Genomic DNA, 23,679 nt, shown 5'->3' on the forward strand with positions numbered 1-23,679 from the left:
CACTTCCATCCCCGGATGCGACCCGGGATACACCGACAAAAGTGGCAAACTGGGGTGTACCGCTGTGCGCACTCTAGGGGGACCCGTGAAGTATCGGCTCGTGACCCGTAGCGACTTCGACGGCTTGGTCTGCGCCGTGCTGCTGCGCCACCTCGACATGATCGGCGACATCAAGTTCGTCCACCCCAAGGACGTGCAGGACGGGGAGGTCGAGGTGACCGAGAACGACATCCTCACCAACCTGCCGTACGCGCCGGGGGCCTACATGGTCTTCGACCACCATCACTCGGAGACGTTGCGCAACGACAGCAACATCAGTAACCACGTCATCGACGCCGACGCGCCCTCCGCGGCCCGGGTGATCTACGAGTACTACGGCGGCCGGGAGCGCTTCCCCGAGGTCTCCAACTCCCTCATGTACGCGGTGGACCAGGCCGACTCGGCCGATTACACCCTGCAGGACATCCTCGACCCGCAGGACTGGACGCTGCTCAACTTCCTGATGGACAGCCGGACGGGCCTCGGTCGTTTCCGCGAGTTCCGGATCTCCAACTACCAGTTGATGATGCAGCTCATCGACGCCTGCATCCAGCACAACGACGTCCGCGAGATCCTCGCCCTGCCCGACGTGGCCGAGCGGGCGGAGCTGTACCGCGCTCAGCACGACCTGTTCGTCGAGCAGCTGAAGCGGGTCAGCCACGTCGACGGCGACGTCGTCGTGGTCGACCTGCGCGACGAGGAGGTGATCCACGCCGGGAACCGCTTCATGGTGTACGCGATGTTCCCCGAGGCACGGGTCTCGGTCCACGTGATCTGGGGGCGGCAGAAGCTGAACACCGTGTTCGCCTGCGGCAAGTCGATCCTCGACCGCACCTCACCGGTGGACGTGGGTGAGGTGATGCTGCGCTACGGCGGGGGCGGGCACGTCGCCGCCGGCACCTGCCAGGTGCCTCACGATCAAGCTGAACGGGTTGAGCGCGAGATCGTCGACGCGCTGCGCTCACCTCGTACGGTGTCGGTCTAGAAGTACTCGGGGGCGGGAGAGACGAACTCTCCCGCCCCCGTCCACGGGTCGCGGGTCATGCCCAATGTCCCCACCCGCAGGTCGTGCGCCGCGCCCCACGCGCGCCATCACGACGGGATCCCGCGTCCACCATCGCGGGAGTCTCGCTGTCAGCCCTTGTAGGCCCACTTGCTGTTGGCGCCGCTGCCCGCCGCGACCGGCTCCTTCTCCTCGGCCGCCGGCTCGCCGGTGCCCTCGTCCTCGTCCGGCTCGTCGTCCTCGGCGCGGTGGCGGTTGCGCAGCATCATGATCGCGCCGCCGGCCAGGGCCAGAGCGGCGACGACCCAGCCCGCGTACGTCCAGACCGAGCCACCACGGTCGGCGTCCTCGATGGCCTGCTGGAAGAGCTGCTCCTCGTCGCCCGCGCCGCCGGCCGTGGTGCCCGCGCCGCCGTGCCCGTGACCCGGCTGACCGCCCGTGGTGTCCGGGGTCAGCGTGATCGTCGCCGGGGGGACCGCCGGGCCGGGCTTGCCGTCGGCGTAGGTCGTGGCCACGTCGAGCTGGATCGAGCTCAGCGTCGGCAGCGGGCCGACCGCGACGCCCAGCTCGGTGCTCGCGCCGGGAGCCAGATCCTTGCCCGGCATCGCCAGCCATTTGATCCAGGACGCGGTCTCGGTGGTCGGCTTGGTGCCGTGCAGGGTCGCCAGCGGCGTGGCCAGCGTGCGCATGCCGATCTGCGGCGCCCAGTCGTCGACCGAGAGCGGGTAGGCCTCGGCCAGCGGGGTGTCGTCGCGGAACTTGAGGGTGATCGTATGAACCGGCTTGACCCCGTCGTTGGTGAACTTCAGGAGCAGGTTCTGCCCGCTGCCCTGGGGGGCGGTCGCCGGCGTCACCGTCACGTCGGCCAGGGCCGGGGTGGCGACGAGCGCGCCGAGAACGGCGGCGGCGACGACCGGGACGCCCGCGCGGCGGGCCAGCTCAAAGTGCCTCACGGGGGGTAGTTCGGATCACACGCGTCAAAGGTTCAAAGCCCTGCGGAATTCTTTTCGGCCGATGCCGGATGATGGCGGGATGCGTGAGATCCCCATCGACGGCGACATGATCAGACTCGGGCAGTTCCTCAAGCTGGCCGACCTCATCGACACCGGTGGGGAGGGCAAGGTGCTGATCGCCTCGGGCGACGTCCTGGTCAACGGCGAGGTCGACACCCGCCGGGGGCGGCAGCTGCACCCCGGTGACGTCGTCGAGGTCTTCGGCAACCAGGCCCGGGTCACTTCCACTTAGGACTTTCGACGCCCTCCGCTGCCCGTTCGTCCGACGCTGCGTGACGAACGGTTGACATCCTGTCGATCTCAGGCATGTACTGATGCCGGTGTGTTACCCGCATCACAGAAGCTGGATCGATCAGCCTCGCCGGGGAGGCCGGATGTCACACAGGTACACGCGGGTTCCGCTCGCCGCCGCCGCCGCTCTCGTGCTCACCCTCACCGGGTGCGCCGGATGGGGTGGCGGGCCGGGCGGAGGCGGACCCGACAGCATCAACGTCCTGATGGTCAACAACCCGCAGATGATCGATCTGCAGCGGCTCACCGCCGACAACTTCACCAAAGAGACCGGCATCAACGTCAACTTCACGGTCCTGCCGGAGAACGACGTCCGTGACAAGATCAGCCAGGAGTTCTCCAGCCAGGCCGGGCAGTACGACGTGGCCTCGCTGAGCAACTTCGAGATCCCGATCTACGCCAAGTCGAAGTGGATCGCCCCGCTGGACGATTACGTCGCGGCCGACCAGCAGTTCGACCAGGACGACATCCTCAAGCCGATGACGCAGTCGCTGACCGCGGACGACGGCAAGCTCTACGGTGAGCCGTTCTACGGTGAGTCGTCGTTCCTGATGTACCGCAAGGACGTGCTCGAGGCGAACAACGTCCAGATGCCCGCGAAGCCGACCTGGCAGCAGGTCGCCGACATCGCGGCCCGGGTCGACAACAAGCAGCCCGGCATGCGCGGCATCTGCCTGCGCGGTCAGCCCGGCTGGGGTCAGATCTTCGCGCCGCTGACCACGGTCGTGAACACCTTCGGCGGCACCTGGTTCGAGCAGGACTGGACGCCCAAGGTGGACGCGCCGGAGTTCACCGAGGCCGTCAACTTCTACGTGAACCTGGTGCGCACGCACGGCGAGAACGGCGCGCCGCAGGCCGGCTTCACCGAGTGCCTCAACAACCTGGTCCAGGGCAACGTGGCGATGTGGTACGACGCCACCAGTGCCGCCGGTTCGCTCGAGGCGGACGACTCGCCGGTCAAGGGCAAGATCGGGTACGCCCCGGCGCCGGTGGTCAAGACCGACAGCTCGGGCTGGCTCTACGCCTGGTCGTGGAGCATCCAGCAGGCCAGTGCGAAGAAGGACAGCGCCTGGAAGTTCATCTCCTGGGCCTCCAGCAAGCAGTACGAGGAACTGGTCGGTCAGCAGGTCGGCTGGTCCAGTGTCCCGGCCGGCAAACGCGCCTCGACGTATGAGAACCAGGACTACCTCGGTGTCGCCTCGTCGTTCGCCGAGCCCACCAAGGCGGCGATCGAGGGCGCCGACCCGCGCAACCCGGGCGTGCAGCCCCGGCCCGCGATCGGCATCCAGTTCGTCGACATCCCCGAGTTCACCGATCTCGGCACCCAGGCCTCGCAGTACGTCAGCTCGGCCATCGCCGGGCAGATGAGCGTCGACGAGGCCCTGAAACGCGGTCAGCGACTGGCCGAGGACGTCGCCGAGCGCTACCAGTCCCGGCAGGAGGGTTGACCATGACGTCGGTTGCCGAAGACACCGGGACCCGGACCGAAGAACCCAGACCCGCACCCGGAGCGGCCCGCCGCGCCTCGGCGTGGGCCCGGCGGGCGCCGCTGCTGCCGGCGCTGATCTTCATGATCATCGTGACCCAGCTGCCGTTCGTGGCCACACTGGTCATCTCGTTCATGGACTGGAACGCGTACTACCCCGACGAGCGCGGCTTCGCCGGGTTCGACAACTTCGTGCGCGTCTTCACCGACGTCAACATGCGTGACGCGGTCTGGACCACGATCCTGCTCACCGTGGGCGTCGTGCTGATCAGCCTGCTGCTCGGGCTGGGCATCGCACTGCTGCTCGACCGCAAGTTCCGCGGTCGCGGCTGGGTGCGCACCATGATGATCGCGCCGTTCCTGGTCGTGCCGGTGGCCGCCGCCCTGATCTGGAAGCACGCCCTGTTCAACCCCGAGTACGGCCTGTTCAACGGTGCGATCACCTGGCTCTGGGGTTTGTTCGGCTCGGACAACCCGCCGCAGCCCGACTGGATCAGCAACGCGCCGCTGTGGGCGGTCATCTTCGCCCTGGTCTGGCAGTGGACCCCGTTCATGATGCTGATCCTGCTGGCCGGCCTGCAGGGCCGCCCGCTCGACGTGATCGAGGCGGCCCGCATCGACGGAGCCAACACCTGGCAGATCTTCCGCAGCATGACACTGCCGCACCTGCGGCAGTACCTCGAACTCGGCGCGCTGCTCGGCTCCATCTACATCGTGCAGAACTTCGACGCGGTCTTCACCATCACGTCCGGCGGTCTGGGCACGGCGAACCTGCCGTACACGATCTACCAGATCTTCTATCAGGCCCACGACTACGGGCGGGCCTCCGCGGCCGCCGTGGTGGTCGTGATCGGCACCATCATCATCGCGACGTTCGCCCTGCGTACGGTGTCGTCGCTGTTCAAGCAGGAGGCCGGCCGATGAGCATCACCGACACCGCACCGGTCCCGGCCGCCCACGACGAGCGCGGCCGCCCGGTCAAGAAGCGCCGCGAGGGCGCGAACGTCTGGCTGTCCCTGCTCGCCTGGATCGTCGGCATCCTGTTCGTGCTGCCCGTGGTCTGGATGGTCCTGACCTCGTTCCACTCCGAGGCCAACGCGGCCACCAACCCCCCGTCGGTCCTCGCCCCGCTGACCCTGGAGGGCTACCGCGAGTTCTTCTCCGGCGGCGCCAGCCCCTGGCCGCCCCTGCTCAACTCGCTGACCGCCAGCGTGATCTCGACGATCATCGTGCTGCTGCTGTCGCTGCCCGCCGCATACGCCCTGAGCATCAAGCCGGTCAAGAAGTGGACCGACGTCCTGTTCTTCTTCCTGTCCACCAAGATGCTGCCCGTGGTGGCCGGCCTGCTGCCCTTGTATCTGTTCGCCCAGAACACCGGCCTGCTCGACAACATCTGGCTGCTCATCCTCTTCTACACCTCGATGAACCTGCCCATCGCCGTGTGGATGATGCGCTCGTTCCTGTCCGAGGTGCCGGTCGAGATGCTCGAAGCGGCCCAGATGGACGGGGCCAACCTGACCAAGACCCTGCGCTCGGTCATCGCCCCGGTCGTCACCCCCGGCATCGCCGCCACCGCGCTGATCTGCTTCATCTTCAGCTGGAACGAGCTGCTGTTCGCCCGGGTCCTCACCGCCACCGTCGCCGAGACCGCGCCGGTGTTCCTGACCTCGTTCGTCACCAGCCAGGGCCTGTTCCTGGCCCAGCTCTGCGCGGCCGCCTTCGTGGTCAGCCTGCCCGTCCTGGTGGCCGGCTTCGCCGCCCAGGACAAGCTGGTGCAGGGGCTGTCGCTGGGCTCGGTGAAGTAGGACCCGCTCCGCCCCGATGAAAGGTGGCCGGCCCGTTGCCGCGGCCGGCCACCGCTCTCATTCAGTCGGTCCGGGCCCGTCCGGAGGGTGGTCCTGCGGCCGATACGGCCCGTCCAGCCAGGTCAGAAGAGATTCGGTACGCATCCGATAGTGCTCACCGATGCGGTTGCCCGGGATCTGCTGTTTCTGGATGGCCGTGACGACCTCGTCCGACTGCACCTGAAGCAACGTGGCCGCGTTCTCCGGGGTCAGCACCACCGGCAACACCCCGGCAGCCGCCGGCGATGGCGGGGAGGCCGGCGATGGCGCGAGTGCCGTGGCCGGTGCTGCCGGTGCTGCCGGTGCTGCCGGGGGTGTCCGTCGTCGCCGGGTGGAAGCCAGGACGACCAGTCCGGTCGAGGCCACCCAGGCGGTCACGACGAGGCCGACCTGCTTGAGCGTGACGGCCAGAACGACGAGCCATCCCAGCGCCAGTCCACCCAGCAGCCAAGGAGAAACGGACGGCCGCAGCGGTAGGGGATCGCGGTCGTCCGGCATGTCGTCATCCTCGCTCAAACAAGTCCTCTTCGGAACGCAGCGACACGGGCGATTACGTTCATGGGCCTCGATCCGTAACCTGAGTGCGGGTTGAGAAGAGGGACTGCATGACCAGAGGACGCGGCATCAGGGGAGCGGTGAAGCGGCTGCTGACGATGGTGGCGCTGGGTCAGTCCGATCCGCCCTTCGGGCCCACCGAGATCTCCACTACGCTCCAGCGGCCCTTTGCCGTCGACGTCAAGGTTTTCGAGTGCCGCCGGTGTAAGGGCATCAAGCGCGCGAGGATGGCTCCGGAGTGCCTGGGGATCGACGGGGAACATGAGCTCTCGCCGGTCCGCATGAAGACGGCTGACAGCCGGACAGCCGGAGCCGACACACCGAGGCTCAAGATCAGATGAGCGCTTCGGACGTGCTGTCCCTGCGGCTCGGGACCCGGTTTCTCATCGTCACCCTGTTTCCCAACTTCGCCTTCGTCGTCTTTCTTGGTGCGGTTGTGGTCGCGGGAGCGCCGGGTGATCGGCCTGACTGGCACCGGATCGACGACCGCTTACAAGACATGTCGTTGGTGAGCGTCGTCCTGCTGACCGTTGCTGTTCTGGTCGCTTCGGTGGCGCTGCACCCACTCAACTATGCGATCGTCCAGCTCATGGAGGGCTATTGGCAGGGCTTGCCGTTCGGGGCGGAACTCGAACGCGTCGCCTCGGAGCGCGGTGGCCGATACCGGCAGGCTCTCCGTGATCGCTTCCAGGAGGGCGGTACCGTCGGATCGCTGCTCTACTGGCTGCCGGCTGTCGGAAATCCGGTGCGGCCCACCACCCTCGGAAACGTTCTGTTCGCCGGCGAAGTGCGAGCCGGCGCGCGGTACGGATACGTGACCGAGTTCGTCCTGCCCCGATTGGTGCCCCTGCTTTCCGACCAGATGCGCGCTCACCTGGGGGATGCCCGCAATCAGTTGGACGCCGCCGCCCGTCTCTGCAGCCTCAGCCTGGTCAGCGTGCCGGTCACGACGCTGCTGTTGATCCGGTACGACGTGTGGCTGCTTGTGCCGGTCGCCTGCTACTTGTTCGCGTGGGCCTCGTACAGGTCGTCCGTGTCCGCGGCGCGCCGCTTCGGCAATGAGCTCGCTGTCGCCTTCGATCTGCATCACCTGGCGCTGTGGGATGCCCTGTCACTCGAACGGCCGGCCGACCTCGAGAACGAGTACGAGGTTCGAGGTCCGCTCCTGACCAAGATGTTCTACGACGAAGAGCAGTTGCAGACGAACGAGCGCGAGACGTTCAGTTACCTGCCGCCACCCCCGCCGCCGTGGCCGCCACCGCCGTGGCCACCTCTCCCGTGAGAGGCGTTCATCCGACGACGGCGAGGGCGAAGCCGGCCGTGGGGAGGGCGAAGAACAGGGACAGGATCGCCAGGCGGGGGATCGTGGGGCGGCGGGTCAGGATCGCGTACGCGGTCAGGAGGATCGGGATCGTCACGAGCTGAGGGGTCAGGGTGGAGCGGGGGACGATCACGCCTGTGGCGGCGCAGGCGAGGCTGACGGCCAGGGCGGCGGACCAGAGGGCGACGCCCGCGGCGTAGGCGGTGCGGGGTCCGAACCGTACGGCGAAGGTCCGGTCTCCCGCACTGCGGTCGGCGCGCAGGTCGGTGACGGTGGTCGGCACGTAGAGGGCGGCCGCGAAGAGCACGCCGATCAGGCCGAACTGCCACGGGAAGTCCCACGGGTCGCGCGTGATCGACCAGCCCGCGGCGGGCGACACGGCCCCGACGACCAGCGCGTTCACGGCCACGTCCCAGCCCGGCCGGGTCTTGAGGCGCAGCGGGGGAGCGCTGTAGGCCCAGCCCAGCGCCAGGACGCCGGCCACGCCGAGCACGAACAGCGGCCCGACGAACAGCGCGGCGGCGACGCAGGCGAGCGCGATCCAGCGATACCAGCGGCGCAGGGTCGCGTGGTCGATCGCGCCGGTGACCAGGGGCGCGGTGGCCTTGCGGGGGTTGGCCCGGTCGCTCGGCAGGTCGTGCAGATCGTTCTGGGCGAGCACGGCGCCCCAGACCAGCGGGCCGAGCACGAGCAGGGCGACCAGGGCCCGCGGCTGGTCCACGGGGATCCACCGGCGGTCGGCCAGGACCGTACCCAAATAGGCCGGAACCCACGACACGGGCCAGAACCACGGCCGCGACACGGCGACCACGAGGGTGGCTGCTGTCATGAGGGGATCCTCGGCCACCACCGCTGACAGTCCGCTGAGAGACTGAGCGCGTGCGCATCGTGTTGATCCGGCAGTTCACCGATTCCGACTGGCCGCAGGTGTGGGAGATCGTGCGACCGGTGGTCCGCGCGGCCGACACCTTCACCTACGACCCCGAGATGTCCGAACACGAAGCCCGCGCGACCTGGCTCGAGTCCCCACCCGGCGAAACCGTGGTGGCCCTGGCCGGCGACGAGATCCTCGGCACGGCCAAGGTCGGCACCAACCGCCCCGGACCCGGCGCCCACGTGGCCACGGCCAGCTTCATGGTCGCCGCGCACACCCGGGGCCAGGGCGTCGGCACGGCCCTGGTCCGCTACGCCCTCGCGTGGGCCCGCCAACGCGGGTACGCCGGCATGCAGTTCAACGCCGTGGCCGAATCCAACCGAAGCGCCGTCGACCTCTACCTGCGCGAGGGCTTCAAGATTGTCGGCACTGTGCCCGGCGCCTTCGCGCACCCCGTCGAGGGCCGCGTCGGCCTGCACGTCATGTACGCCTCGCTGAGTGAGTGAGCCAGGACCTCCACGATCATGGTGCCGACTGTGCCATCATCCCTGCTCGCATAGTCCAACGTGGATGAGAAGCGACGGCGGGAGAAGTAATGAACGCAGGGCCTCGCACTCCGGGCACGTCGACAGCAGGGTCCGAAATTCAGACATTCACGGGTGCGCGCCGAATGCCTGGGGGCGGCCGGGCAAGACGCAGTGACGTCGAGGCCGCCGCCGAGCGTGGCCGGATGGCGAGCTACGGAAGGCCGGCGGTGGAGAGCTCAGCGAGTCTGGGCTCCTATCGCGAAGCCGGCCACTTCTCCGCCGACGGGCTCCCGCGCCTGGTTGTTGTGGAGCCGGACGCCACCCTTCGCGCCGCTGTGGCGCGGGACGACCCGGCCCGAGCCGACGTCGGATCGCAGCATGTCGCGGTCGAGGTCTATCTCGACACCGACGACGAAAACGTTCAGCAGACCGTCCTGGCAGCCGTCGATGCTTTCGTCGATGCGGCTGGTTTCGATGGCCCTTTTGATGTCGAGGTACGCCGCGGGTCGATCTTCCGACGCTCGCGGGCGTTCCTGCGCAAGGGGGCCGACGCGGCGGAGCTGCCCCAGAGGCTGGCCAAGGTCGAGCGGGCGCTCGAGCTGAAATACCTCGAGAAAGATCAGGCCGAGGTCGACGCGGCCCAGTCCGGCGCGGTGCAGCAACTTCTCGACAGCCTCAGCGGAGTGCCGCAGGCTTGTCTGCGGGTCGGCTCGATATTTCTGGTGAAATTCGAGGACGCCCGAGGGCCGGTGGTGCTGGTGCGAACTCTCTCCCAGCTCGAGATGCACGCTCTCGAGCGATTTCCGGAGATTCAGACCGATCCCCGGCATGCCCTGGGCGCCCTGTCGACCGCGGTCCTGGCCCTGGAGCCGGTGGTCGCGGACAATGCATCGACGCAGGCCCCGCCAGCGCAGTGAACGCGGCGCCGCCGGGTGGGCGGCGCCGCATCGCTGTCACTGCACGCCGAGCAGGTCCACCACGAAGATGAGGGTCTCGTTCGGCTTGATGACGCCGCCGGCACCGCGGGCGCCGTAGCCGAGGTGGGCGGGGATGGTCAGCTTGCGCCGGCCGCCGACCTTCATGCCCACCACACCCTGGTCCCAGCCGGCGATGACCTGGCCGCCGCCGAGCGGGAAGGCGAAGGGCTCGCCACGGTTGTAGGAGGCGTCGAACTCGCGGCCGGTCGAGTGCGCCACGCCCACGTAGTGGACGCTGACGTACTGGCCGGGCGCCGCCTCGGGCCCCTCGCCGACGGTGATGTCCTCGATCACGAGGTCGGCCGGGGGCGCGCCCTCGATCGGACCGATGTCGGGCTTGTCCATGGGAACTCCATTCGTTGACTTCTCGAGCCCCGCCATGCAATCACACGGTTCGTCACCGCTGGTGACGGACGTGCTGAACGACTCACGCCAAATATCCGTAGTACGCGTTCGTGAGGATTCATCGTCTGGCCGCCACCGCGCTCGCGATCACCGCCGTGGCCACGCTCGCACCCGCCCCGGCTGAGGCCCACGGGAGCCCGACCACGCCGATCAGCCGCACCGCCGCGTGCGCCTCGGGTGGCGAGGACACCGGCAGCGCGGCCTGCCAGGCGGCCCGGAAGGCGAACGGCGGCGGCTTCGGCAAGTTCGACAACCTGCGCATCGCCGACGTCGGCGGCAAGGATCGCCAGGTCGTGCCGGACGGGCAGCTGTGCAGCGGGGGACTGGCCGCCTTCCGGGGCCTCGACCTGCCGCGCGACGACTTCCCGGCCACCAAGGTCACCGGCGGCAAGACGCTGACGATCCGTTACCGGGCCACCATCCCGCACGCCGGCGAGTTCCGGATCTTTCTGACCAGGCCCGGGTACGACCCGAGCAGGCGCCTCACCTGGGACGACCTCGGCAGCAAGCCGCTGGCCGCGGTCACCGACCCGAATCTGAGCGACGACGGCTCGTACGTCATGAAGGCCAAGCTCCCGCAGGGCCGCACCGGCCGGCACATCCTCTACATCGTCTGGGAGACGTCGAGCACCCCGGACACGTACTACTCGTGTTCCGACCTCGCGTTCCCGGCCGCCGCGAAAGCCGCCCCGGCCGCCACCCCGAAAGCCGCGGTGAAGACGACCGGGCCCACGCCGCTCCCCGAGGTCACGACGCCGGTGATCCGGACGACGACGGCCGCCCCCGCGGTGGTCAAGGCGACGGCAGCACCCCGGGCCACGCCCACCGGCAGTCACCAGGCCCAGGCCATCCGGCCCGTGAGTAACACGAGCAAGGTGACACTCGGTCACTGGATCGTCGCTGGTGCGCTGCTCGTGGGGTTGGCGGCGATCGCCTCGGCCGGCGCCGGCGTCCTTCTTCGCAAACGTCGCGAAAACCGTTGAACCGCAACGGTTCCTCCCTCGTACTGATGATCGTCGACATCGCAAGCAGGTCCCGTTCCCTCGCAGGAAACACGAAAGGCCGAGCAATGAGTCGAGTTCGTTACGGTCACCGAGGAGTGAACCGCCGCCGCGTTCTGGCGATCGCCGCCACCGCGGGCGTGGGCGTCTCCGTGGCCGGGGTGGCCGGGCTGAGCCTGGCCGGCGAGTCCGAGAAAGCGCCGAAGGGCGCCGGCCCGCTGGTCCTGTCGCTGCGCGACGCCGAGAAGGGCACGTTCGACGTGTTCATCGGCGGCGCCAAGAGCACGCTCACCGACAAGAAGCTCGCCGCGAAGCTGCTCAAGTCGGCCCAGGGCTGAGGGGGAAGAAGCCATGTCATCACACCGCGAGGCTCCCGAGATCAGCAAGGATCCGGTGGCCGACAGCTCCGACCTGTACGCGTTCGTCAGCCCGGACGACCCGGACACCGTGACGATCATCGCGAACTACGTCCCGCTCCAGTTGCCGTCCAGCGGCCCGAACTTCTTCGAGTTCGGTGACGACGTGCTGTACGAGATCCACGTCGACTCGAACGGCGACGCCCGCCCCGACGTGACCTACCAGTTCCGGTTCCGCACCGAGCTCCGCAACGACAAGACGTTCCTCTACAACACCGGCCCGATCGAGTCGCTCGACAGCGAGAACTGGAACCGCCGCCAGTTCTACTCGGTCACCAAAGTCGACGCGTACGGGAAGAGCTCTGTCCTCGCGAAGCGTCTGCCCTGCCCGCCGTGCAACGTCGGGAAGCTCTCCATCGCCGACTACGACAAGCTCGCCGAGGACGCGGTGGCCAAGCTGAAGACGGGGGAGAAGGTCTTCGCCGGCCAGCGCGCCGACGCGTTCTTCGTGGACCTGGGCTCGATCTTCGACCTGGGCACGCTGCGTCCCTTCCAGGACAAGCACCTGGTCGGCCAGACGCTGTTCAACTACGCGGGCAAGGCGATCAACGCCACCGACAAGCTCAACGTGCACAGCATCGCGATCCAGGTCCCGCTCCAAGCCGTACGCCGGGACGGGAAGAAGAAGGTGCGCGGGCGCGACGCCGGTGCGGTGATCGGCGTGTGGACCTCGGCCAGCCGCCGCCAGGTGCAGGTGCGCAACGGCGACAAGAAGAACGACGACGTCGTGGTCGGCCCCCAGGTGCAGGTCTCCCGGCTCGGCAACCCGCTGTTCAACGAGGTCATCGTGCCGATGGCCGAGAAGGACAAGTGGAACAGCCTGCCCCCGGCCGAGGACAAGCGCTTCGCCCAGTTCGTCGAGAAGCCCGAGCTGCAGACGCTGCTGCCGGTGCTCTACCCGGGCCTGTTCGACAAGCTGGCCGCGCGGGACAAGACCGGCAAGGCCCGGGCCGACCTGGTCGCGATCCTGCTGACCGGCATCCCGGACGGGATCATCGAGAACTTCCAGAACAACACCGGCGAGACCCAGGCCGACATGTTGCGGCTGAACACCGCGGTGCCGCCGGCCAAGGAGCCGAGCAAGTTCGGCATCCTCGGCGGCGACCTGGCCGGCTTCCCCAACGGGCGGCGCATCGCCGACGACGTCGTCTCGATTTCCGTACGGGCCATCGCGGGCGCGACCCTGCCGCTGGTCGAGAAGGACTTCGAACCGGACGCCGCGGCCTCCCTGGTCGAGCAGGGCCTCAGCATCAAGGACGCGAGCGCCCCGCTGCTCAAGAAATTCCCCTACCTCGGCACCCCCTTCGACGGATTCGGTAACCCCTCATGACGCACGAGCACGCCGAGCAGGCCGACCACAGCTGGCACAGCATGACGCCGTCGGGCCAGGGCACGGTCATGCTCAACATCGGCGCCGGGATCGGAGCGCTGATCATCAATACCCCCGGGGGGATGCACGGACGGGAGATCGAGGTCAGCCCGGTCGACGATCCGGCCCGGCGGACCCACGCGGCCGTGCGCGCCCGCTACGTGTGGGGCGGCGTCTGCTTCAGCGTGGTGCTCGACAGCCTGCCCGAGGGCCGCTACACCGTTTGGGACGACCCGGTCACGCCGCTGGGCGAGATCGAGGTGCCCAGCGGCGCGGTCGCCGAGTTCAGCTGGCCGGTGGCGGTGGCCGCCGCCTAGGCGCCGATCGGGTCTAGGGTGGACGCCATGGTCGGCGTCCACCAGACTCGTCCCGCTCCACCGGGGACAGACGCGGCCGTCCATTTCTCGCTCGCGACGGCCGATGTGGACGAGGCCCGGGATTTCTGCCGCCGGTTGTTCTACGGCCCCCTGCGGGTCGACCCGGTCGGTGACCGATCCCGGTTCGCCTTCCGGGGTGACGTGGTGGCGCTCGGCCCGATCACGGTCGGCGAGATCAGCTACGGCAGCGACATCCACCTCGAGATAGCCGACCTCGAGACGTCGTACCACGTGCTGGTGCCGTTGACCGGCCTGCTTGTGTCACGGCATCGGGGCACGACGGTCCTGGCCGACCAGACCCGGGCCGCGGTCTATCGCCCGGTCGGCGACATCAGCCTCGAATGGCCCGGCGACTGCCGGCTGCTCAGCGTCAAGGTCGAGCGGGAGGCGCTGGAACGGGAACTGGACGCGGCTCTCGATCAGCGGATCGTCAGCCCGCTGCTGCTGGGCAACAGCTTCAACGTGGTGGACGCCCCGGGACGGACCTGGGTGTCGCTGGTCCGCCTGTTCTTCGGCGAGCTGATGCGCGGGCGGGGCCTGACCGCCCAGCCGCGGATGGCCTGCCGCTGGCGGGACATGGTGGTCAGCGGCCTGGCCCTGACGGTCGAGCATCCGTACGGGGAGGAGCCGGCCGGCATGCGCGGGCCCAACCGTCCCCGCACGGTGAAGCGCACGCTCGACGCCATGCACGCCGAGCCGTGGCGCCCGTTCAGCGCCACCGACCTGGCCGCGATAGCCGGGGTGGGCGTGCGGGTGCTGCAGGAGTCGTTCCGCCAGCACGTCGGCATGTCACCGCTGACCTATCTGCGGCGGCTGCGGCTCGACGGGGTGCACGCCGAGCTGTCGCGGTCGGACCCGTGGCAGGTGAACGTGTCCGAGGTGGCCTACCGCTGGGGTTTCACCCACCTCGGACGGTTCGCCGGCGCCTATCGGGCCCGCTACGGCGTATCGCCGTCGCAGACCCTGCGCGAACGGCGCTGAAAGCGCCTACAGCTCTACGGTCTGGCCCTTGCCGATGACGACCACGCCGTTGTCCGAGACCGTGTAGAGCTTGCGGTCACGGTCGAGGTCGACGCCGATCTGGGCGCCCTCGGGCACGATGACGTTCTTGTCGATGATCGCGTTGCGGATGATCGAGCGCCGGCCCACCTTGACGCCCTCCATCAGCACCGAGCCCTCGACGTGGGCCCACGAGTTGACGCGGACGTTCGGCGAGATCACCGACCGCTCGACGAGCGCACCCGACACCACCACCCCGGGCGAGATCATCGACTCGATCGAGCGGCCCTGCCGGTCGTCGTAGCCGTGCACGAACTTGGCCGGCGGCCACGAGCCGTAGTTCGTGAAGATCGGCCAGTCGTGGTTGTAGAGATTGAAGATCGGCTCGGTGGCGATGAGGTCCATGTGGGCCTCGTAGAACGAGTCGAGCGTGCCCACGTCGCGCCAGTAGCCGCGGTCACGCTCGCTGCTGCCGGGCACCGCGTTGTCGCGGAAGTCGTAGACGTTGGCCTCGCCGCGCTCGACGAGCATGGGGATGATGTTGCCGCCCATGTCGTGCTTGCTGTCCGGGTCCTGCGCGTCCTTGGTGACCGCGTCGCACAGCGCGCGGGTGGTGAAGATGTAGTTGCCCATCGACGCGAAGATCTCGTCGGGCGCGTCCGGGAGGCCGTCGACCTCTTTCGGCTTCTCCCGGAAGGCCTTGATCCGCTTGCCGTCCTCGGCCACGTCGATGACGCCGAACTGGTCGGACAGCGACTTGGGCTGCCGGATGCCGGCCACCGTGACCGCGGCCCCCGAGGCGATGTGGTCGTTGACCATCTGCTTCGGGTCCATGCGGTAGATGTGGTCGGCGCCGAACACGATGACGTAGTCGGGCGACTCGTCGTTGATCAGGTTCATGCTCTGGTAGATGGCGTCGGCCGAGCCGGCGAACCACCGCGGGCCCAGTCGCTGCTGGGCGGGCACCGGCGTGACGTAGTTGCCGAGCAGCGTCGACATGCGCCACGTCTTGGAGATGTGGCGGTCGAGCGAATGGGATTTGTACTGGGTCAGCACGACCATCTTGAGGTAACCGCCGTTGGCAAGATTCGACAGCACGAAGTCGATCATGCGGTAGATGCCGCCGAACGGGACGCCGGGTTTGGCCCGGTCGGCCGTCAGGGGCATGAGGCGCTTACCTTCTCCACCGGCCAGAACGATTGCAAGCACCTTGACAGCCATGGAAGGACGCTAACTTTCCGCCAGCCGGAGCGCCAGCCGAAGAAGGGAACTCGCCGTGCTCATCCCGGCGACGGACAGGGTAACTGATCTTGCGCCCGCGGCGCGAGAAATCTGATCAAGGACTAGGCTGCGGGCGTGGCCGAGAGATTGCGCGTGGACCTCATCACCCGGGAATATCCGCCGGAGGTGTATGGCGGTGCCGGGGTGCACCTGGAGTACCTCACCCGCGACCTGCGCGACCTGGCCGATGTCCGGGTGCACTGCTTCGGGGCCCCGCGCGACGAGCCCGGCGTGACGGCGTATCCCGAGCCGGCCGAGCTCAAGGGAGCCAATGCCGCGCTGCGCACGATGGGTGTCGACCTCGAGATCGCCGCGGGCGCCGAGGGCACCGACATCGTGCACAGCCACACCTGGTATGCCAACTTCGCCGGGCACACGGCCAAACTTCTGTACGGGGTTCCGCACGTCGTCACCACGCACAGCCTCGAGCCGCTGCGCCCGTGGAAGGCCGAGCAGCTCGGCGGCGGCTACGCCCTGTCGTCGTTCTGTGAGCGCGTCGCGATCGAGAACGCGGACGCGGTCATCGCGGTGTCCGGCGGCATGAAACGGGACGTCCTGGCGGCGTACCCGACGGTCGACCCCGGCAAGATCCAGGTCGTCTACAACGGCATCGACACCGCGCTCTACGCCCCCAACCACGGCACCGACGTCATCGAGCGCCTCGGCATCGACCTCGACCGGCCGAGCGTCGTCTTCGTCGGCCGGATCACCCGGCAGAAGGGTCTGCCCTACCTGCTGCGGGCCTGCCGCTCGCTGCCTCCCGAGGCGCAGATCGTGCTCCTCGCGGGCGCGCCCGACACCAAGGAGATCGCGGCCGAGGTCGAGGGCCTGGCCGACGAGCTGCGCGCGGTCCGCGACGAGCGCGGCGTGATCTGGGTGCAGGAGATGCTGCCCAAGCACGAGGTCATCCAGGTGCTCACGCACGCCACCGTCTTCGTCTGCCCGTCGATCTACGAGCCCATGGGCATCGTCAACCTCGAGGCGATGGCCTGCGAGACGGCCGTGGTGGCCACGGCGACCGGCGGCATCCCCGAGGTGGTGGCCGACGGCGAGACCGGTCTGCTGGTGCCCATCGAGCAGGTCCAGGACGGCACCGGCACGCCGGTCGACCCCGACAAGTTCGTGGCCGACCTCGCGGCCGGGATGACCGAGCTGCTCACCGACCCGGCCCGGGCCCGCGAGATGGGGCTGGCCGGGCGGCGGCGCGCCGTCGACAAGTTCAGCTGGTCCCGGATCGCCGAGGAGACACTGGCGGTCTACCGCTCGGTTCTCTGATCAGGAGCCGCAAGGCACACTGGTCCCCATGCTCCGCGTCCCCCGGCCCTCCGTCCGTGTGGCAATCGTCGTCGTCTCGGTGCTCCTGGCGACCTCGGTTCTCGGCTTCGGGCTGCTGAAAGCGGCCACCTACCAGCCCACCCCGGCGGCGGGTGCGCCCTGGCCGTCGGCCTCGGCCGCCGCCGCTCCCGGCGTCGCGGGGCAGTGCGGCACGGTGCCGGTGCGCGCCCCCCGCGAGCTGCGGGGCATGTGGCTGACCACGGTGGCCAACATCGACTGGCCCAGCAAGCGGGGCCTGTCACAGGCTCAGGTCAAGGCCGAATACCAGGGCTGGCTCGACCTGGCGGTCGCGCAGCGCCACAACGCGATCTTCGTGCATGTGCGGCCGAGCGGCGACGCGTTCTGGCCCTCGGCGTACGCGCCCTGGTCCGAGTGGCTGACCGGCAAACGTGACGGCAAGTCGCCCGGCTGGGACCCGCTCGACTACATGGTGCGCGAGGCCCACGCCCGCAACCTGGAGTTCCACGCCTGGTTCAACCCCTACCGGGGCACCCAGCCGGGCCCGGTCGGCCCCGGTGCCGACTTCGCGAAGATCGCACCGAACCACCCGCTCCGGCAGCAGCACCGCGACTGGGCCATCTCCTACCCCCGGGGCAAGAACGGCCGGCTGTATTTCGACCCGGGCATCCCGGCGGCCCGCAAGTTCGTCGAGGACGCGATGCTCGAGGCGGTGGAGAAGTACGACGTCGACGGCGTGCACTTCGACGACTTCTTCTACCCGTACCCGCAGGAGGGCGAGGACTTCCCGGACGCGGCTAGCTTCGCCCGCTACGGGGCCGGCAAGACGCGCGACCAATGGCGGCGGGACAACGTGGACACGCTGGTGCGCGAGATGCACGAGCGCCTCGAGAAGCTCAAGCCGTGGGTGAAGTTCGGCATCAGCCCGTTCGGCATCTGGCGTAACAAGGCCACCGACCCCGCCGGGTCCGACAGCAAGGGCCTCGAGGCGTACGACGCGATCTATGCCGACACTCGCAAATGGGTTCAGGAGGGCTGGCTGGACTACATCGTGCCGCAGCTCTACTGGAATCTCGGCTTCGCCAAGGCCGACTACACCAAGCTGCTGCCGTGGTGGACGGCGCTGACCAAGGGCACCGACGTGCAGCTCTACATCGGGATGGCCGACTACCGGGTGGGCGAGCAGGGCGCGTGGAGTGACCCCGGCCAGCTCGACCGGCAGATGGCCCTCAACGACAAATACGGCGTGCAGGGGCAGGTGCACTTCAGCGCCAAGCAGATCCGGGCCGACCGGCTGGGCGCGGTGACCCGGTACAAGAACAAGCACTACGCGTCGCCGGCCCTGGTGCCCCGGATGGCCCGGTTGCCGGCATCGCCGCCGGCCGCACCGCGACTGGTCTCGGCGACCCGGACCGGAGCGGCGATGACGTTCGAGGCGACGGCACCCGGCGCGACCAGCTGGGCGCTCTACCGGGTCACCGGTGACGCCGCCGCCCTGGTGGCCACCGGCCGGGCCGGCTCCCCGGTCGCCGACCCGGCGGCCCCGGCCGGCCCCGCCTCGTATTGTCTGAGCGGCCTCGACCGGTCGGGCAACGAGAGCCCGGTCAGTCCGCCGCTCACCACGTCCTGAGGCCGGGCGGCTTACAGCTTGTTGACGGTCGCCTCGGCCAGATCCCACAGGCGGTCGGCGGCGGCCGGGTCGACCGACCACTCGGCGACGCCCTTGGCCGGCTCGGGGCCGCCGGTCACGACCTCGGCCTCCTGGTTGTCGTCGTCGAAGTAGCGGCCGGTGACGCCGGCCAGCAGCGGGGACGCGACGAGCATGACCTCGGCCGCGGCGCCCTGCTCAGGGGTCTTGTAGTAATCGGGATGGACCAGGTTGCCCTCGTCGTCCATCGCGCCGGCGGCCCGCATGGCGTCCGGGCCGAGGTGGCGCTGCAGGTTGGTGTGGATGTAGCCGGGCGCCAGGGCGTTGGCGGTGATCCCGTCGGTGCCCCAGTGCCGGCCGATGCCCACGGCGAGCAGCACGGTCGCGGTCTTCGACTGGGCGTAGGCGGCGAACGCGTCGTACGGGCGGTTCTCGAAGTGCGGGTCGTCGAAGTCGACGCCCCCGCGCAGCTGGATGCCGGAACTCACGATCGCGATGCGGGCACCCGGCACGAGGTGCTCCCGCAGCCCGGTGAGCAGGGCGAAATGGCCCAGGAAGTTGGTCCCGAGCTGCAGTTCCCAGCCCTGCGCGGTGAGGCGGCGCTCGGGGACGGCCATGATGCCGGCGTTGGCGATGACGGCGTCGACCGGGCCGGTCCAGGCCTCAGAGTATGCCCGCACGGAGCCGAGGTCGGACAGGTCGAGCTCCTTGCGGGCCGGGCTGACGACCTCGGCCCCCGCCTGGCGCAGCGCGTCGGCGGCGGCCTGGCCCAGCCCCGAGCCGCCCCCGGTGATCAGAATGCGCTTGCCGGTGAGGTCGACGCCGGCCAGCACCTCGGCGGCGGTGGTGCGGGCGGTGAACGGGGTGTTGATCCTTGTCATGCCCCTACTGTGCGCGCCGACACCTGGATGCTGAATGGCTGAGGGTCCAAGATAGTTGCGTGAGAGTCCAGGAAGATCCGCTCGACGATGTTCTGGCGCTCGTCGGCGTCACCAGCAGTCTGTCCGCCGGTCTGGTGGCCGGCGGCGCGTGGTCGGTGGCCTTCCAGCCGCCACCCGCGGTCAAATTCAATGCCGTACGCCGGGGGAGCTGCTACCTCCGAGCCGAGGGCAAGGTGTACGAGCTGCACCAGGGCGACTGCTTCCTGCTCACCCGCCCGGTCGCGTTCACCCTGGCCGGCGGCCTGGATGTGCCGTCCGAGCCGGCCGGCCCGCTCTTCGCCCGGGCCGAGGACGGGATCGCCCGAGCCGGCCGGGGCGACGAGGTGTTCCTCATCGGCGGCCGGTTCGGCTTCGGCGAGCGCGCCCAGGAACTCCTGCTCGACGCGCTGCCGCCGGTCGTGCACGTGCCCGGGGCGAGCACGGCGGCGGCCGCGGTGCGCTGGGCACTCGACCAGATCGACGCCGAACTGCGCGACCACCCACCGGCGTCGACGCTGCTCACCGAGCACCTGGCGCTGGTCATGCTGATCCACCTGCTGCGGCTGCACCTGTCGGCCGTGCCCCCGGCCGCCGGCTGGCTGGCCGGCCTGGCCGACCCCGTGGTGGGTCCCGCGCTGCGCGCGCTGCACGGCAAGCCCGCCTACGCCTGGACGGTGGCGGATCTGGCCGCGGTGGCCGCGGTGTCCCGCTCGACGCTGGCCGCCCGCTTCAAGCAGGTGGTCGGCCAGGGCCCGCTGGACTACCTGACCCACTGGCGCATCGAGCTCGCCTCGGCCCGCCTCCGCCACGGCGACCACACGCTGGCCGCGATCGCCCACGAAGTCGGATACGGCTCGGAGAGCGCCCTGAGCACAGCCTTCAAGCGCGTAACCGGCACGTCCCCCCGCGCCTATCGCTCCTCCCGGGCCGCCTGAACCCAGCGACCCTTACTTGGCAGCCAAGCGCACTCCTCCCGATCCACCGATCGCCCGCCCGCCGATCCGCGAGCGCACCTCTCCGGGCTCGAGCCCCGAGCCCCCGACCGGGCCGGCGGTCAGCCGTTGGGGCGGGTCTCCATCGCCTGCAGCGACCAGCTGTTGCCGTCGGGGTCGCGGAAGTAGACAAAATTGCCCCACGGCTGTTTGTCGACCTCGCTGGCCTCGATGCCCGCCTCGACCAGGCCGGCGCGAGCACCCTCGGCGTCGGCGACGACACACTGGATCTCCTGGGTGCCGGGCGTCCTCTCGGTGATGCCCTCGCCGATCACAATCGAGCACGCGGAGCCCGGCGGTGTCAGCTGCACGAACCGCAGACCCTCCTGCACACGATGGTCGTGATCGGCGTGGAAGCCCGCGCGCACATAGAAGGCCTTGGCCCGATCGACGTCGGTCACGGGAACGGGGATGAGCTCGATCTTCATGTCCATGAGCACACGCTAGGCCCGGGGTACGACAGTTTCCGGCCGGCCGTCGGGCGCCCGGAATGCTGATTTGTGCGCGCTTGAATCCCGTACGCGCGAAGGGTTTTGACCTTGCTCAGTGGACGTGGCCGCCGAAGGCCCCGGCTGAGCGGTCGTCGTCAGCGACGGCCTCGGTGATCTCCTGGCCGATGAGGTCGGGTCCGAGGATGTGCCCGCCCGGGCTGACCGCGTCGACGAGGTCGGGCAGGACGGAGGCCAGCTGCCAGGCGACCGCGGCGGGGCTGCCACCGGCGAAGGCGGCCAGGTCGTCGAGGGCGCCGGCGCCGACGGTGTGTCGCACCTGGTCGACGGTCATCGGCTGGTTGTGCGAGGCGTCGGACAGCCAGCTCCCGTACTGCTCCGGGCTTGTCGTCTCGGCCAGCCGGACCACGATGCCGTGCAGGTGAGCGGGGGCGGCCTGATGTGGCCCCAGATGCGCCAGGCCGAACAACAGATCGCGTACCTCTGGATCGTCCAGCAATGTAGACAGTTTGGCGATATCGGGCATGACCGGTCTCCCTCCGCACGGCTTTGCCCTCTCGGACCGGCCGTGGAGGGGATCTGTGACAGCCGCCGTCAGTACTCACCGCCGAGGGCGCCCATCAGGCGGTCCGGCGTCAGGCCCAGTTGGAACAGGGTCTCGCGGTCCTTGGGCGCGTCCAGGTCGAGATGGTCGGGCAACTGGTCTTTGACGGACTCCGCGAAATCGGGCCCATAGGCGCGACGGATCACGTTCAGCGTATGGGCTTTGGTGACAACAGGCATGCCTCCATGACAGCACCGCGCGGCGATCTGTGACAGTGATCCGGTCACAGAAATCGGGGCTGTCCGGTCGTGCTGGACATGCGGACCAGTCGGCTCGAAGCGTTCAGTGACGGCGTGCTTGCCATCATCATCACGATCATGGTGCTGGAGTTGAAGATCCCGGAGTCGCACGACCTCTCCGGCCTCCTGCACGAGACCGGCGGCGGACTGCTGACCTACCTGCTGAGCTTCGTCTGGGTCGGCATCTACTGGGTCAACCACCACCACATGTTCCACCTGGTGCAGCGGGTGGCCGGCGGCGTGCTCTGGGCGAACCTGGCCCTGCTCTTCACGCTGTCGCTGTTCCCGTTCACCACGGCCTGGATGGACGAGTCGGGCTTCGCGCGCACGCCGGTCGTCGTCTACGGACTCAACCTGACCGCCGCGGCGCTCGCCTACCTGGTGCTGCAGCGACTGATCATCCGGCAGCAGGGGGTGGAGTCACCGCTGCGGCAGGCCGTGGGCGGCGACCTCAAGGGCAAGATCTCACCGTTCTTCTACCTGGCCGGCATCGTCACGGCATTGCTGGTCGAGCACGCGGTCCTCGCGGTGGCCTTCTTCGCGGCCTGCGCGCTGCTGTGGTTCGTGCCCGACCGCCGCATCGACCGGGTGGTGCGCGAACTGGAGTCGGTGGATCAGCGCTAGGGGCGACGGGCGCCGCGGGGTGCGGTGAGGCCGGGGCGGCAGCCCTGGCGGGCCGGAACGGACTCGGTCCGTTCCGGCCCGCGATCGATTCCGTCGTCCCCCGCGACGTCGTCGCGGCCGGAATCGAACGGCTCCCCGAGAGGAGTCATCGGTTTCCCTTGAACTGCGCGCAGCCCGTCTCGTCGGGCAGCAGCGGCCGGAACGTGATCAGGTATTTCTCACCACCGGCGGTCCACGGGGTCATCTGGTTGGCCTTCTTGGCCGCGGCCACCACCTTGCCGGCCTCGGCGCCGCTGACGACGACACAGCCGATCTTGAAGGCCGGGTTGAGGTAGTCGCCCGGCAGCGCGGGGCCGGGCCAGGCGATCTCGGGCTGCGCCACGTCGCCGGCGGCGGGCTTGGTCCAGGGCCGGGCCAGCACGGCCATCGACTCGGGCTGATAGGCCGTCGTGCTGCTCGGGTCGCCGCCGGCGGCCAGGTCGCCGAGCTTGTCGACGAAGCCGGCCAGCTTGGCCCGGGCCGCCTCCTGGGCGGCGTCGAGCATCGGGTCGTCGGCCTGGGCCTCGTTGAGCGCCTCGACGGCGACCGACTGGGTGCCCTCGGCGGTGGTGACAGTGACCCGGGTGGTCGGCGCGTCGGCCACGTTGGGCCGGCCGAAGTCGGTGCCGGAGCTGACGCCGGCGTCGCCCGCCTCCTTGATCAGCTGTTGCAACTGGTCGGGGCTGAGCATGACGACCTGCAGGTTGGGCAGCGCGGGCCCGGGATAGATCGCGGGGACCGGCCCCTCGGTGATCACCCGGCCGTCGGCGTAGACGCTGATCGACGGCAGGGAGCCGACCGTACGGTCCGGCGGCACGAAGCCACCGGACGACTCCACGCGTGCCACGAGTTCGTCCCCGCCCTGGGGGGAGGCGGAGGCGCTCTCCGGCGCGCCGGAGCCCGGCGCGCCCGCGCCGGTGGCGCCGGGCTGCGCGCAAGCGGCGAGCAGGAACAGGGGAACGGCGGCGGCCATCAGGGTGCCGCGGAGACGAGTCATGCCCCTTAAGACGATTTGGGGTCGTCTGCGGTTCCGAGGTCCGGCGCTGATTTTGCCGTTGCAGTCGTATTGAAAACCGGCTACCTTGGCAATGCA

General features: G+C 69.2%; 28 protein-coding genes. 18 read left to right on the plus strand and 10 right to left on the minus strand.

The window, feature by feature from the left end:
- Window positions 1–100: 100 nt before the first annotated feature.
- Window positions 101–1,024: an exopolyphosphatase gene (locus tag NAG42_RS29840; protein WP_250035202.1), complete on the plus strand. Its 924-nt coding sequence runs from the start codon at window positions 101–103 to the stop codon at window positions 1,022–1,024.
- Window positions 1,025–1,173: 149 nt separating this feature from the next.
- Here the strand turns inward: NAG42_RS29840 and NAG42_RS29845 are convergent, their stop codons facing one another.
- On the minus strand, window positions 1,174–1,995 hold the full coding sequence (locus NAG42_RS29845; protein ID WP_250035203.1) for a DUF1775 domain-containing protein: 822 nt from the start codon (window positions 1,993–1,995) through the stop codon (window positions 1,174–1,176).
- Window positions 1,996–2,074: 79 nt separating this feature from the next.
- On the opposite strand from NAG42_RS29845, the gene NAG42_RS29850 reads away from it, so the two are divergent.
- The 4 genes from NAG42_RS29850 (at window position 2,075) to NAG42_RS29865 (ending at window position 5,637) form a co-directional block, all read left to right on the plus strand.
- Window positions 2,075–2,287, plus strand: a complete 213-nt coding sequence (locus NAG42_RS29850) for an RNA-binding S4 domain-containing protein (protein WP_250035204.1) — start codon at window positions 2,075–2,077, stop codon at window positions 2,285–2,287.
- A gap of 142 nt (window positions 2,288–2,429) precedes the next feature.
- A complete protein-coding gene (locus tag NAG42_RS29855; RefSeq protein WP_250035205.1) occupies window positions 2,430–3,794 on the plus strand; it encodes an ABC transporter substrate-binding protein in 1,365 nt (454 codons plus the stop codon).
- A 2-nt stretch (window positions 3,795–3,796) separates the two neighbouring features.
- Window positions 3,797–4,756, plus strand: coding sequence for a carbohydrate ABC transporter permease (locus NAG42_RS29860; protein WP_250035206.1), 960 nt, complete (start codon window positions 3,797–3,799; stop codon window positions 4,754–4,756).
- The gene (locus tag NAG42_RS29865) at window positions 4,753–5,637 is read left to right on the plus strand and encodes a carbohydrate ABC transporter permease (protein ID WP_250035208.1); all 885 of its coding nucleotides are present in this window, start codon (window positions 4,753–4,755) and stop codon (window positions 5,635–5,637) included. The genes NAG42_RS29860 and NAG42_RS29865 overlap by 4 nt, the downstream gene beginning before the upstream one ends.
- A gap of 57 nt (window positions 5,638–5,694) precedes the next feature.
- Here NAG42_RS29865 and NAG42_RS29870 read toward each other — a convergent pair whose 3' ends face one another.
- Window positions 5,695–6,174, minus strand: a complete 480-nt coding sequence (locus NAG42_RS29870; RefSeq protein ID WP_250035209.1) for a MerR family transcriptional regulator — start codon at window positions 6,172–6,174, stop codon at window positions 5,695–5,697.
- A 137-nt stretch (window positions 6,175–6,311) separates the two neighbouring features.
- On the opposite strand from NAG42_RS29870, the gene NAG42_RS29875 reads away from it, so the two are divergent.
- Complete coding sequence (locus tag NAG42_RS29875; RefSeq protein ID WP_250035210.1) at window positions 6,312–6,572, plus strand: hypothetical protein; 261 nt, start codon at window positions 6,312–6,314, stop codon at window positions 6,570–6,572.
- Window positions 6,569–7,513 (plus strand): hypothetical protein, encoded by a 945-nt coding sequence (locus NAG42_RS29880; protein WP_250035211.1) that lies wholly within the window; start codon window positions 6,569–6,571, stop codon window positions 7,511–7,513. Before NAG42_RS29875 ends, NAG42_RS29880 begins: the two co-directional genes overlap by 4 nt.
- A 7-nt stretch (window positions 7,514–7,520) precedes the next feature.
- Here the strand turns inward: NAG42_RS29880 and NAG42_RS29885 are convergent, their stop codons facing one another.
- Window positions 7,521–8,381 (minus strand): UbiA prenyltransferase family protein, encoded by an 861-nt coding sequence (locus NAG42_RS29885; protein WP_250035212.1) that lies wholly within the window; start codon window positions 8,379–8,381, stop codon window positions 7,521–7,523.
- A gap of 59 nt (window positions 8,382–8,440) precedes the next feature.
- On the opposite strand from NAG42_RS29885, the gene NAG42_RS29890 reads away from it, so the two are divergent.
- Window positions 8,441–8,932: a GNAT family N-acetyltransferase gene (locus NAG42_RS29890; RefSeq protein ID WP_250035499.1), complete on the plus strand. Its 492-nt coding sequence runs from the start codon at window positions 8,441–8,443 to the stop codon at window positions 8,930–8,932.
- 356 nt (window positions 8,933–9,288) lie between these two features.
- Window positions 9,289–9,870, plus strand: a complete 582-nt coding sequence (locus NAG42_RS29895) for a hypothetical protein (protein ID WP_250035213.1) — start codon at window positions 9,289–9,291, stop codon at window positions 9,868–9,870.
- A 36-nt stretch (window positions 9,871–9,906) separates the two neighbouring features.
- On the opposite strand, the gene NAG42_RS29900 is transcribed toward NAG42_RS29895, so the two are convergent.
- A complete protein-coding gene (locus NAG42_RS29900; RefSeq protein ID WP_250035214.1) occupies window positions 9,907–10,275 on the minus strand; it encodes an FKBP-type peptidyl-prolyl cis-trans isomerase in 369 nt (122 codons plus the stop codon).
- Between the two features lie 110 nt (window positions 10,276–10,385).
- Between NAG42_RS29900 and NAG42_RS29905 the strand changes: the two genes are divergently transcribed.
- The 5 genes from NAG42_RS29905 (at window position 10,386) to NAG42_RS29925 (ending at window position 14,479) form a co-directional block, all read left to right on the plus strand.
- Window positions 10,386–11,318 (plus strand): lytic polysaccharide monooxygenase auxiliary activity family 9 protein, encoded by a 933-nt coding sequence (locus NAG42_RS29905; RefSeq protein WP_250035216.1) that lies wholly within the window; start codon window positions 10,386–10,388, stop codon window positions 11,316–11,318.
- A 116-nt stretch (window positions 11,319–11,434) separates the two neighbouring features.
- Window positions 11,435–11,674, plus strand: a complete 240-nt coding sequence (locus tag NAG42_RS29910) for a hypothetical protein (protein ID WP_250035217.1) — start codon at window positions 11,435–11,437, stop codon at window positions 11,672–11,674.
- A gap of 13 nt (window positions 11,675–11,687) precedes the next feature.
- Complete coding sequence (locus tag NAG42_RS29915; protein ID WP_250035218.1) at window positions 11,688–13,082, plus strand: DUF4331 domain-containing protein; 1,395 nt, start codon at window positions 11,688–11,690, stop codon at window positions 13,080–13,082.
- Window positions 13,079–13,438 (plus strand): phospholipase, encoded by a 360-nt coding sequence (locus NAG42_RS29920; RefSeq protein WP_250035219.1) that lies wholly within the window; start codon window positions 13,079–13,081, stop codon window positions 13,436–13,438. The genes NAG42_RS29915 and NAG42_RS29920 overlap by 4 nt, the downstream gene beginning before the upstream one ends.
- A gap of 27 nt (window positions 13,439–13,465) precedes the next feature.
- Window positions 13,466–14,479, plus strand: a complete 1,014-nt coding sequence (locus tag NAG42_RS29925) for an AraC family transcriptional regulator (RefSeq protein WP_250035220.1) — start codon at window positions 13,466–13,468, stop codon at window positions 14,477–14,479.
- Window positions 14,480–14,485: 6 nt separating this feature from the next.
- On the opposite strand, the gene glgC is transcribed toward NAG42_RS29925, so the two are convergent.
- Window positions 14,486–15,718 (minus strand): glucose-1-phosphate adenylyltransferase, encoded by a 1,233-nt coding sequence (glgC, locus tag NAG42_RS29930; RefSeq protein WP_250035221.1) that lies wholly within the window; start codon window positions 15,716–15,718, stop codon window positions 14,486–14,488.
- Between the two features lie 135 nt (window positions 15,719–15,853).
- On the opposite strand from glgC, the gene glgA reads away from it, so the two are divergent.
- Together glgA and NAG42_RS29940 are read left to right on the plus strand one after the other, a co-directional pair.
- The gene (glgA, locus tag NAG42_RS29935) at window positions 15,854–17,053 is read left to right on the plus strand and encodes a glycogen synthase (protein WP_250035222.1); all 1,200 of its coding nucleotides are present in this window, start codon (window positions 15,854–15,856) and stop codon (window positions 17,051–17,053) included.
- A gap of 28 nt (window positions 17,054–17,081) precedes the next feature.
- Window positions 17,082–18,701 carry a glycoside hydrolase family 10-like protein gene (locus tag NAG42_RS29940; RefSeq protein ID WP_250035223.1) on the plus strand — a complete coding sequence of 540 codons (1,620 nt, stop codon included), beginning with the start codon at window positions 17,082–17,084 and terminating at the stop codon, window positions 18,699–18,701.
- A gap of 11 nt (window positions 18,702–18,712) precedes the next feature.
- Here NAG42_RS29940 and NAG42_RS29945 read toward each other — a convergent pair whose 3' ends face one another.
- A complete protein-coding gene (locus NAG42_RS29945) occupies window positions 18,713–19,600 on the minus strand; it encodes an SDR family NAD(P)-dependent oxidoreductase (protein ID WP_250035224.1) in 888 nt (295 codons plus the stop codon).
- 59 nt (window positions 19,601–19,659) lie between these two features.
- Between NAG42_RS29945 and NAG42_RS29950 the strand changes: the two genes are divergently transcribed.
- Window positions 19,660–20,574: an AraC family transcriptional regulator gene (locus tag NAG42_RS29950; RefSeq protein WP_250035225.1), complete on the plus strand. Its 915-nt coding sequence runs from the start codon at window positions 19,660–19,662 to the stop codon at window positions 20,572–20,574.
- Between the two features lie 119 nt (window positions 20,575–20,693).
- Here NAG42_RS29950 and NAG42_RS29955 read toward each other — a convergent pair whose 3' ends face one another.
- The 3 genes from NAG42_RS29955 to NAG42_RS29965 form a co-directional block, all read right to left on the minus strand.
- On the minus strand, window positions 20,694–21,065 hold the full coding sequence (locus NAG42_RS29955) for a VOC family protein (RefSeq protein ID WP_250035226.1): 372 nt from the start codon (window positions 21,063–21,065) through the stop codon (window positions 20,694–20,696).
- Window positions 21,066–21,174: 109 nt separating this feature from the next.
- Entirely contained in the window at window positions 21,175–21,606 is a 432-nt protein-coding gene (locus NAG42_RS29960; protein WP_250035227.1) for a YidB family protein, read from the minus strand.
- A gap of 68 nt (window positions 21,607–21,674) precedes the next feature.
- A complete protein-coding gene (locus NAG42_RS29965; RefSeq protein WP_250035228.1) occupies window positions 21,675–21,863 on the minus strand; it encodes a hypothetical protein in 189 nt (62 codons plus the stop codon).
- A gap of 114 nt (window positions 21,864–21,977) precedes the next feature.
- On the opposite strand from NAG42_RS29965, the gene NAG42_RS29970 reads away from it, so the two are divergent.
- The gene (locus tag NAG42_RS29970) at window positions 21,978–22,547 is read left to right on the plus strand and encodes a TMEM175 family protein (RefSeq protein ID WP_250035229.1); all 570 of its coding nucleotides are present in this window, start codon (window positions 21,978–21,980) and stop codon (window positions 22,545–22,547) included.
- 145 nt (window positions 22,548–22,692) lie between these two features.
- Here the strand turns inward: NAG42_RS29970 and NAG42_RS29975 are convergent, their stop codons facing one another.
- Window positions 22,693–23,583: a hypothetical protein gene (locus NAG42_RS29975; protein ID WP_250035230.1), complete on the minus strand. Its 891-nt coding sequence runs from the start codon at window positions 23,581–23,583 to the stop codon at window positions 22,693–22,695.
- Window positions 23,584–23,679 lie beyond the last annotated feature (96 nt).

Origin of the sequence: Paractinoplanes maris, from assembly GCF_023544465.1 — a bacterium.
Classification (GTDB): domain Bacteria; phylum Actinomycetota; class Actinomycetes; order Mycobacteriales; family Micromonosporaceae; genus Actinoplanes; species Actinoplanes maris.

What these genes read in the sequence shown, in the direction of transcription:
- NAG42_RS29945 (WP_250035224.1), bottom strand. Translation starts at nt 19,600, where the DNA reads ATGACAAGGATCAACACCCCGTTCACCGCCCGCACCACCGCCGCCGAG.
- NAG42_RS29925 (WP_250035220.1), top strand. Translation starts at nt 13,466, where the DNA reads ATGGTCGGCGTCCACCAGACTCGTCCCGCTCCACCGGGGACAGACGCG.
- NAG42_RS29850 (WP_250035204.1), top strand. Translation starts at nt 2,075, where the DNA reads ATGCGTGAGATCCCCATCGACGGCGACATGATCAGACTCGGGCAGTTC.
- NAG42_RS29975 (WP_250035230.1), bottom strand. Translation starts at nt 23,583, where the DNA reads ATGACTCGTCTCCGCGGCACCCTGATGGCCGCCGCCGTTCCCCTGTTC.
- NAG42_RS29880 (WP_250035211.1), top strand. Translation starts at nt 6,569, where the DNA reads ATGAGCGCTTCGGACGTGCTGTCCCTGCGGCTCGGGACCCGGTTTCTC.
- NAG42_RS29865 (WP_250035208.1), top strand. Translation starts at nt 4,753, where the DNA reads ATGAGCATCACCGACACCGCACCGGTCCCGGCCGCCCACGACGAGCGC.
- NAG42_RS29885 (WP_250035212.1), bottom strand. Translation starts at nt 8,381, where the DNA reads ATGACAGCAGCCACCCTCGTGGTCGCCGTGTCGCGGCCGTGGTTCTGG.
- NAG42_RS29940 (WP_250035223.1), top strand. Translation starts at nt 17,082, where the DNA reads ATGCTCCGCGTCCCCCGGCCCTCCGTCCGTGTGGCAATCGTCGTCGTC.
- NAG42_RS29915 (WP_250035218.1), top strand. Translation starts at nt 11,688, where the DNA reads ATGTCATCACACCGCGAGGCTCCCGAGATCAGCAAGGATCCGGTGGCC.
- NAG42_RS29855 (WP_250035205.1), top strand. Translation starts at nt 2,430, where the DNA reads ATGTCACACAGGTACACGCGGGTTCCGCTCGCCGCCGCCGCCGCTCTC.
- NAG42_RS29965 (WP_250035228.1), bottom strand. Translation starts at nt 21,863, where the DNA reads ATGCCTGTTGTCACCAAAGCCCATACGCTGAACGTGATCCGTCGCGCC.
- NAG42_RS29960 (WP_250035227.1), bottom strand. Translation starts at nt 21,606, where the DNA reads ATGCCCGATATCGCCAAACTGTCTACATTGCTGGACGATCCAGAGGTA.
- NAG42_RS29955 (WP_250035226.1), bottom strand. Translation starts at nt 21,065, where the DNA reads ATGGACATGAAGATCGAGCTCATCCCCGTTCCCGTGACCGACGTCGAT.
- NAG42_RS29860 (WP_250035206.1), top strand. Translation starts at nt 3,797, where the DNA reads ATGACGTCGGTTGCCGAAGACACCGGGACCCGGACCGAAGAACCCAGA.
- NAG42_RS29870 (WP_250035209.1), bottom strand. Translation starts at nt 6,174, where the DNA reads ATGCCGGACGACCGCGATCCCCTACCGCTGCGGCCGTCCGTTTCTCCT.
- NAG42_RS29900 (WP_250035214.1), bottom strand. Translation starts at nt 10,275, where the DNA reads ATGGACAAGCCCGACATCGGTCCGATCGAGGGCGCGCCCCCGGCCGAC.
- NAG42_RS29920 (WP_250035219.1), top strand. Translation starts at nt 13,079, where the DNA reads ATGACGCACGAGCACGCCGAGCAGGCCGACCACAGCTGGCACAGCATG.
- glgC (WP_250035221.1), bottom strand. Translation starts at nt 15,718, where the DNA reads ATGGCTGTCAAGGTGCTTGCAATCGTTCTGGCCGGTGGAGAAGGTAAG.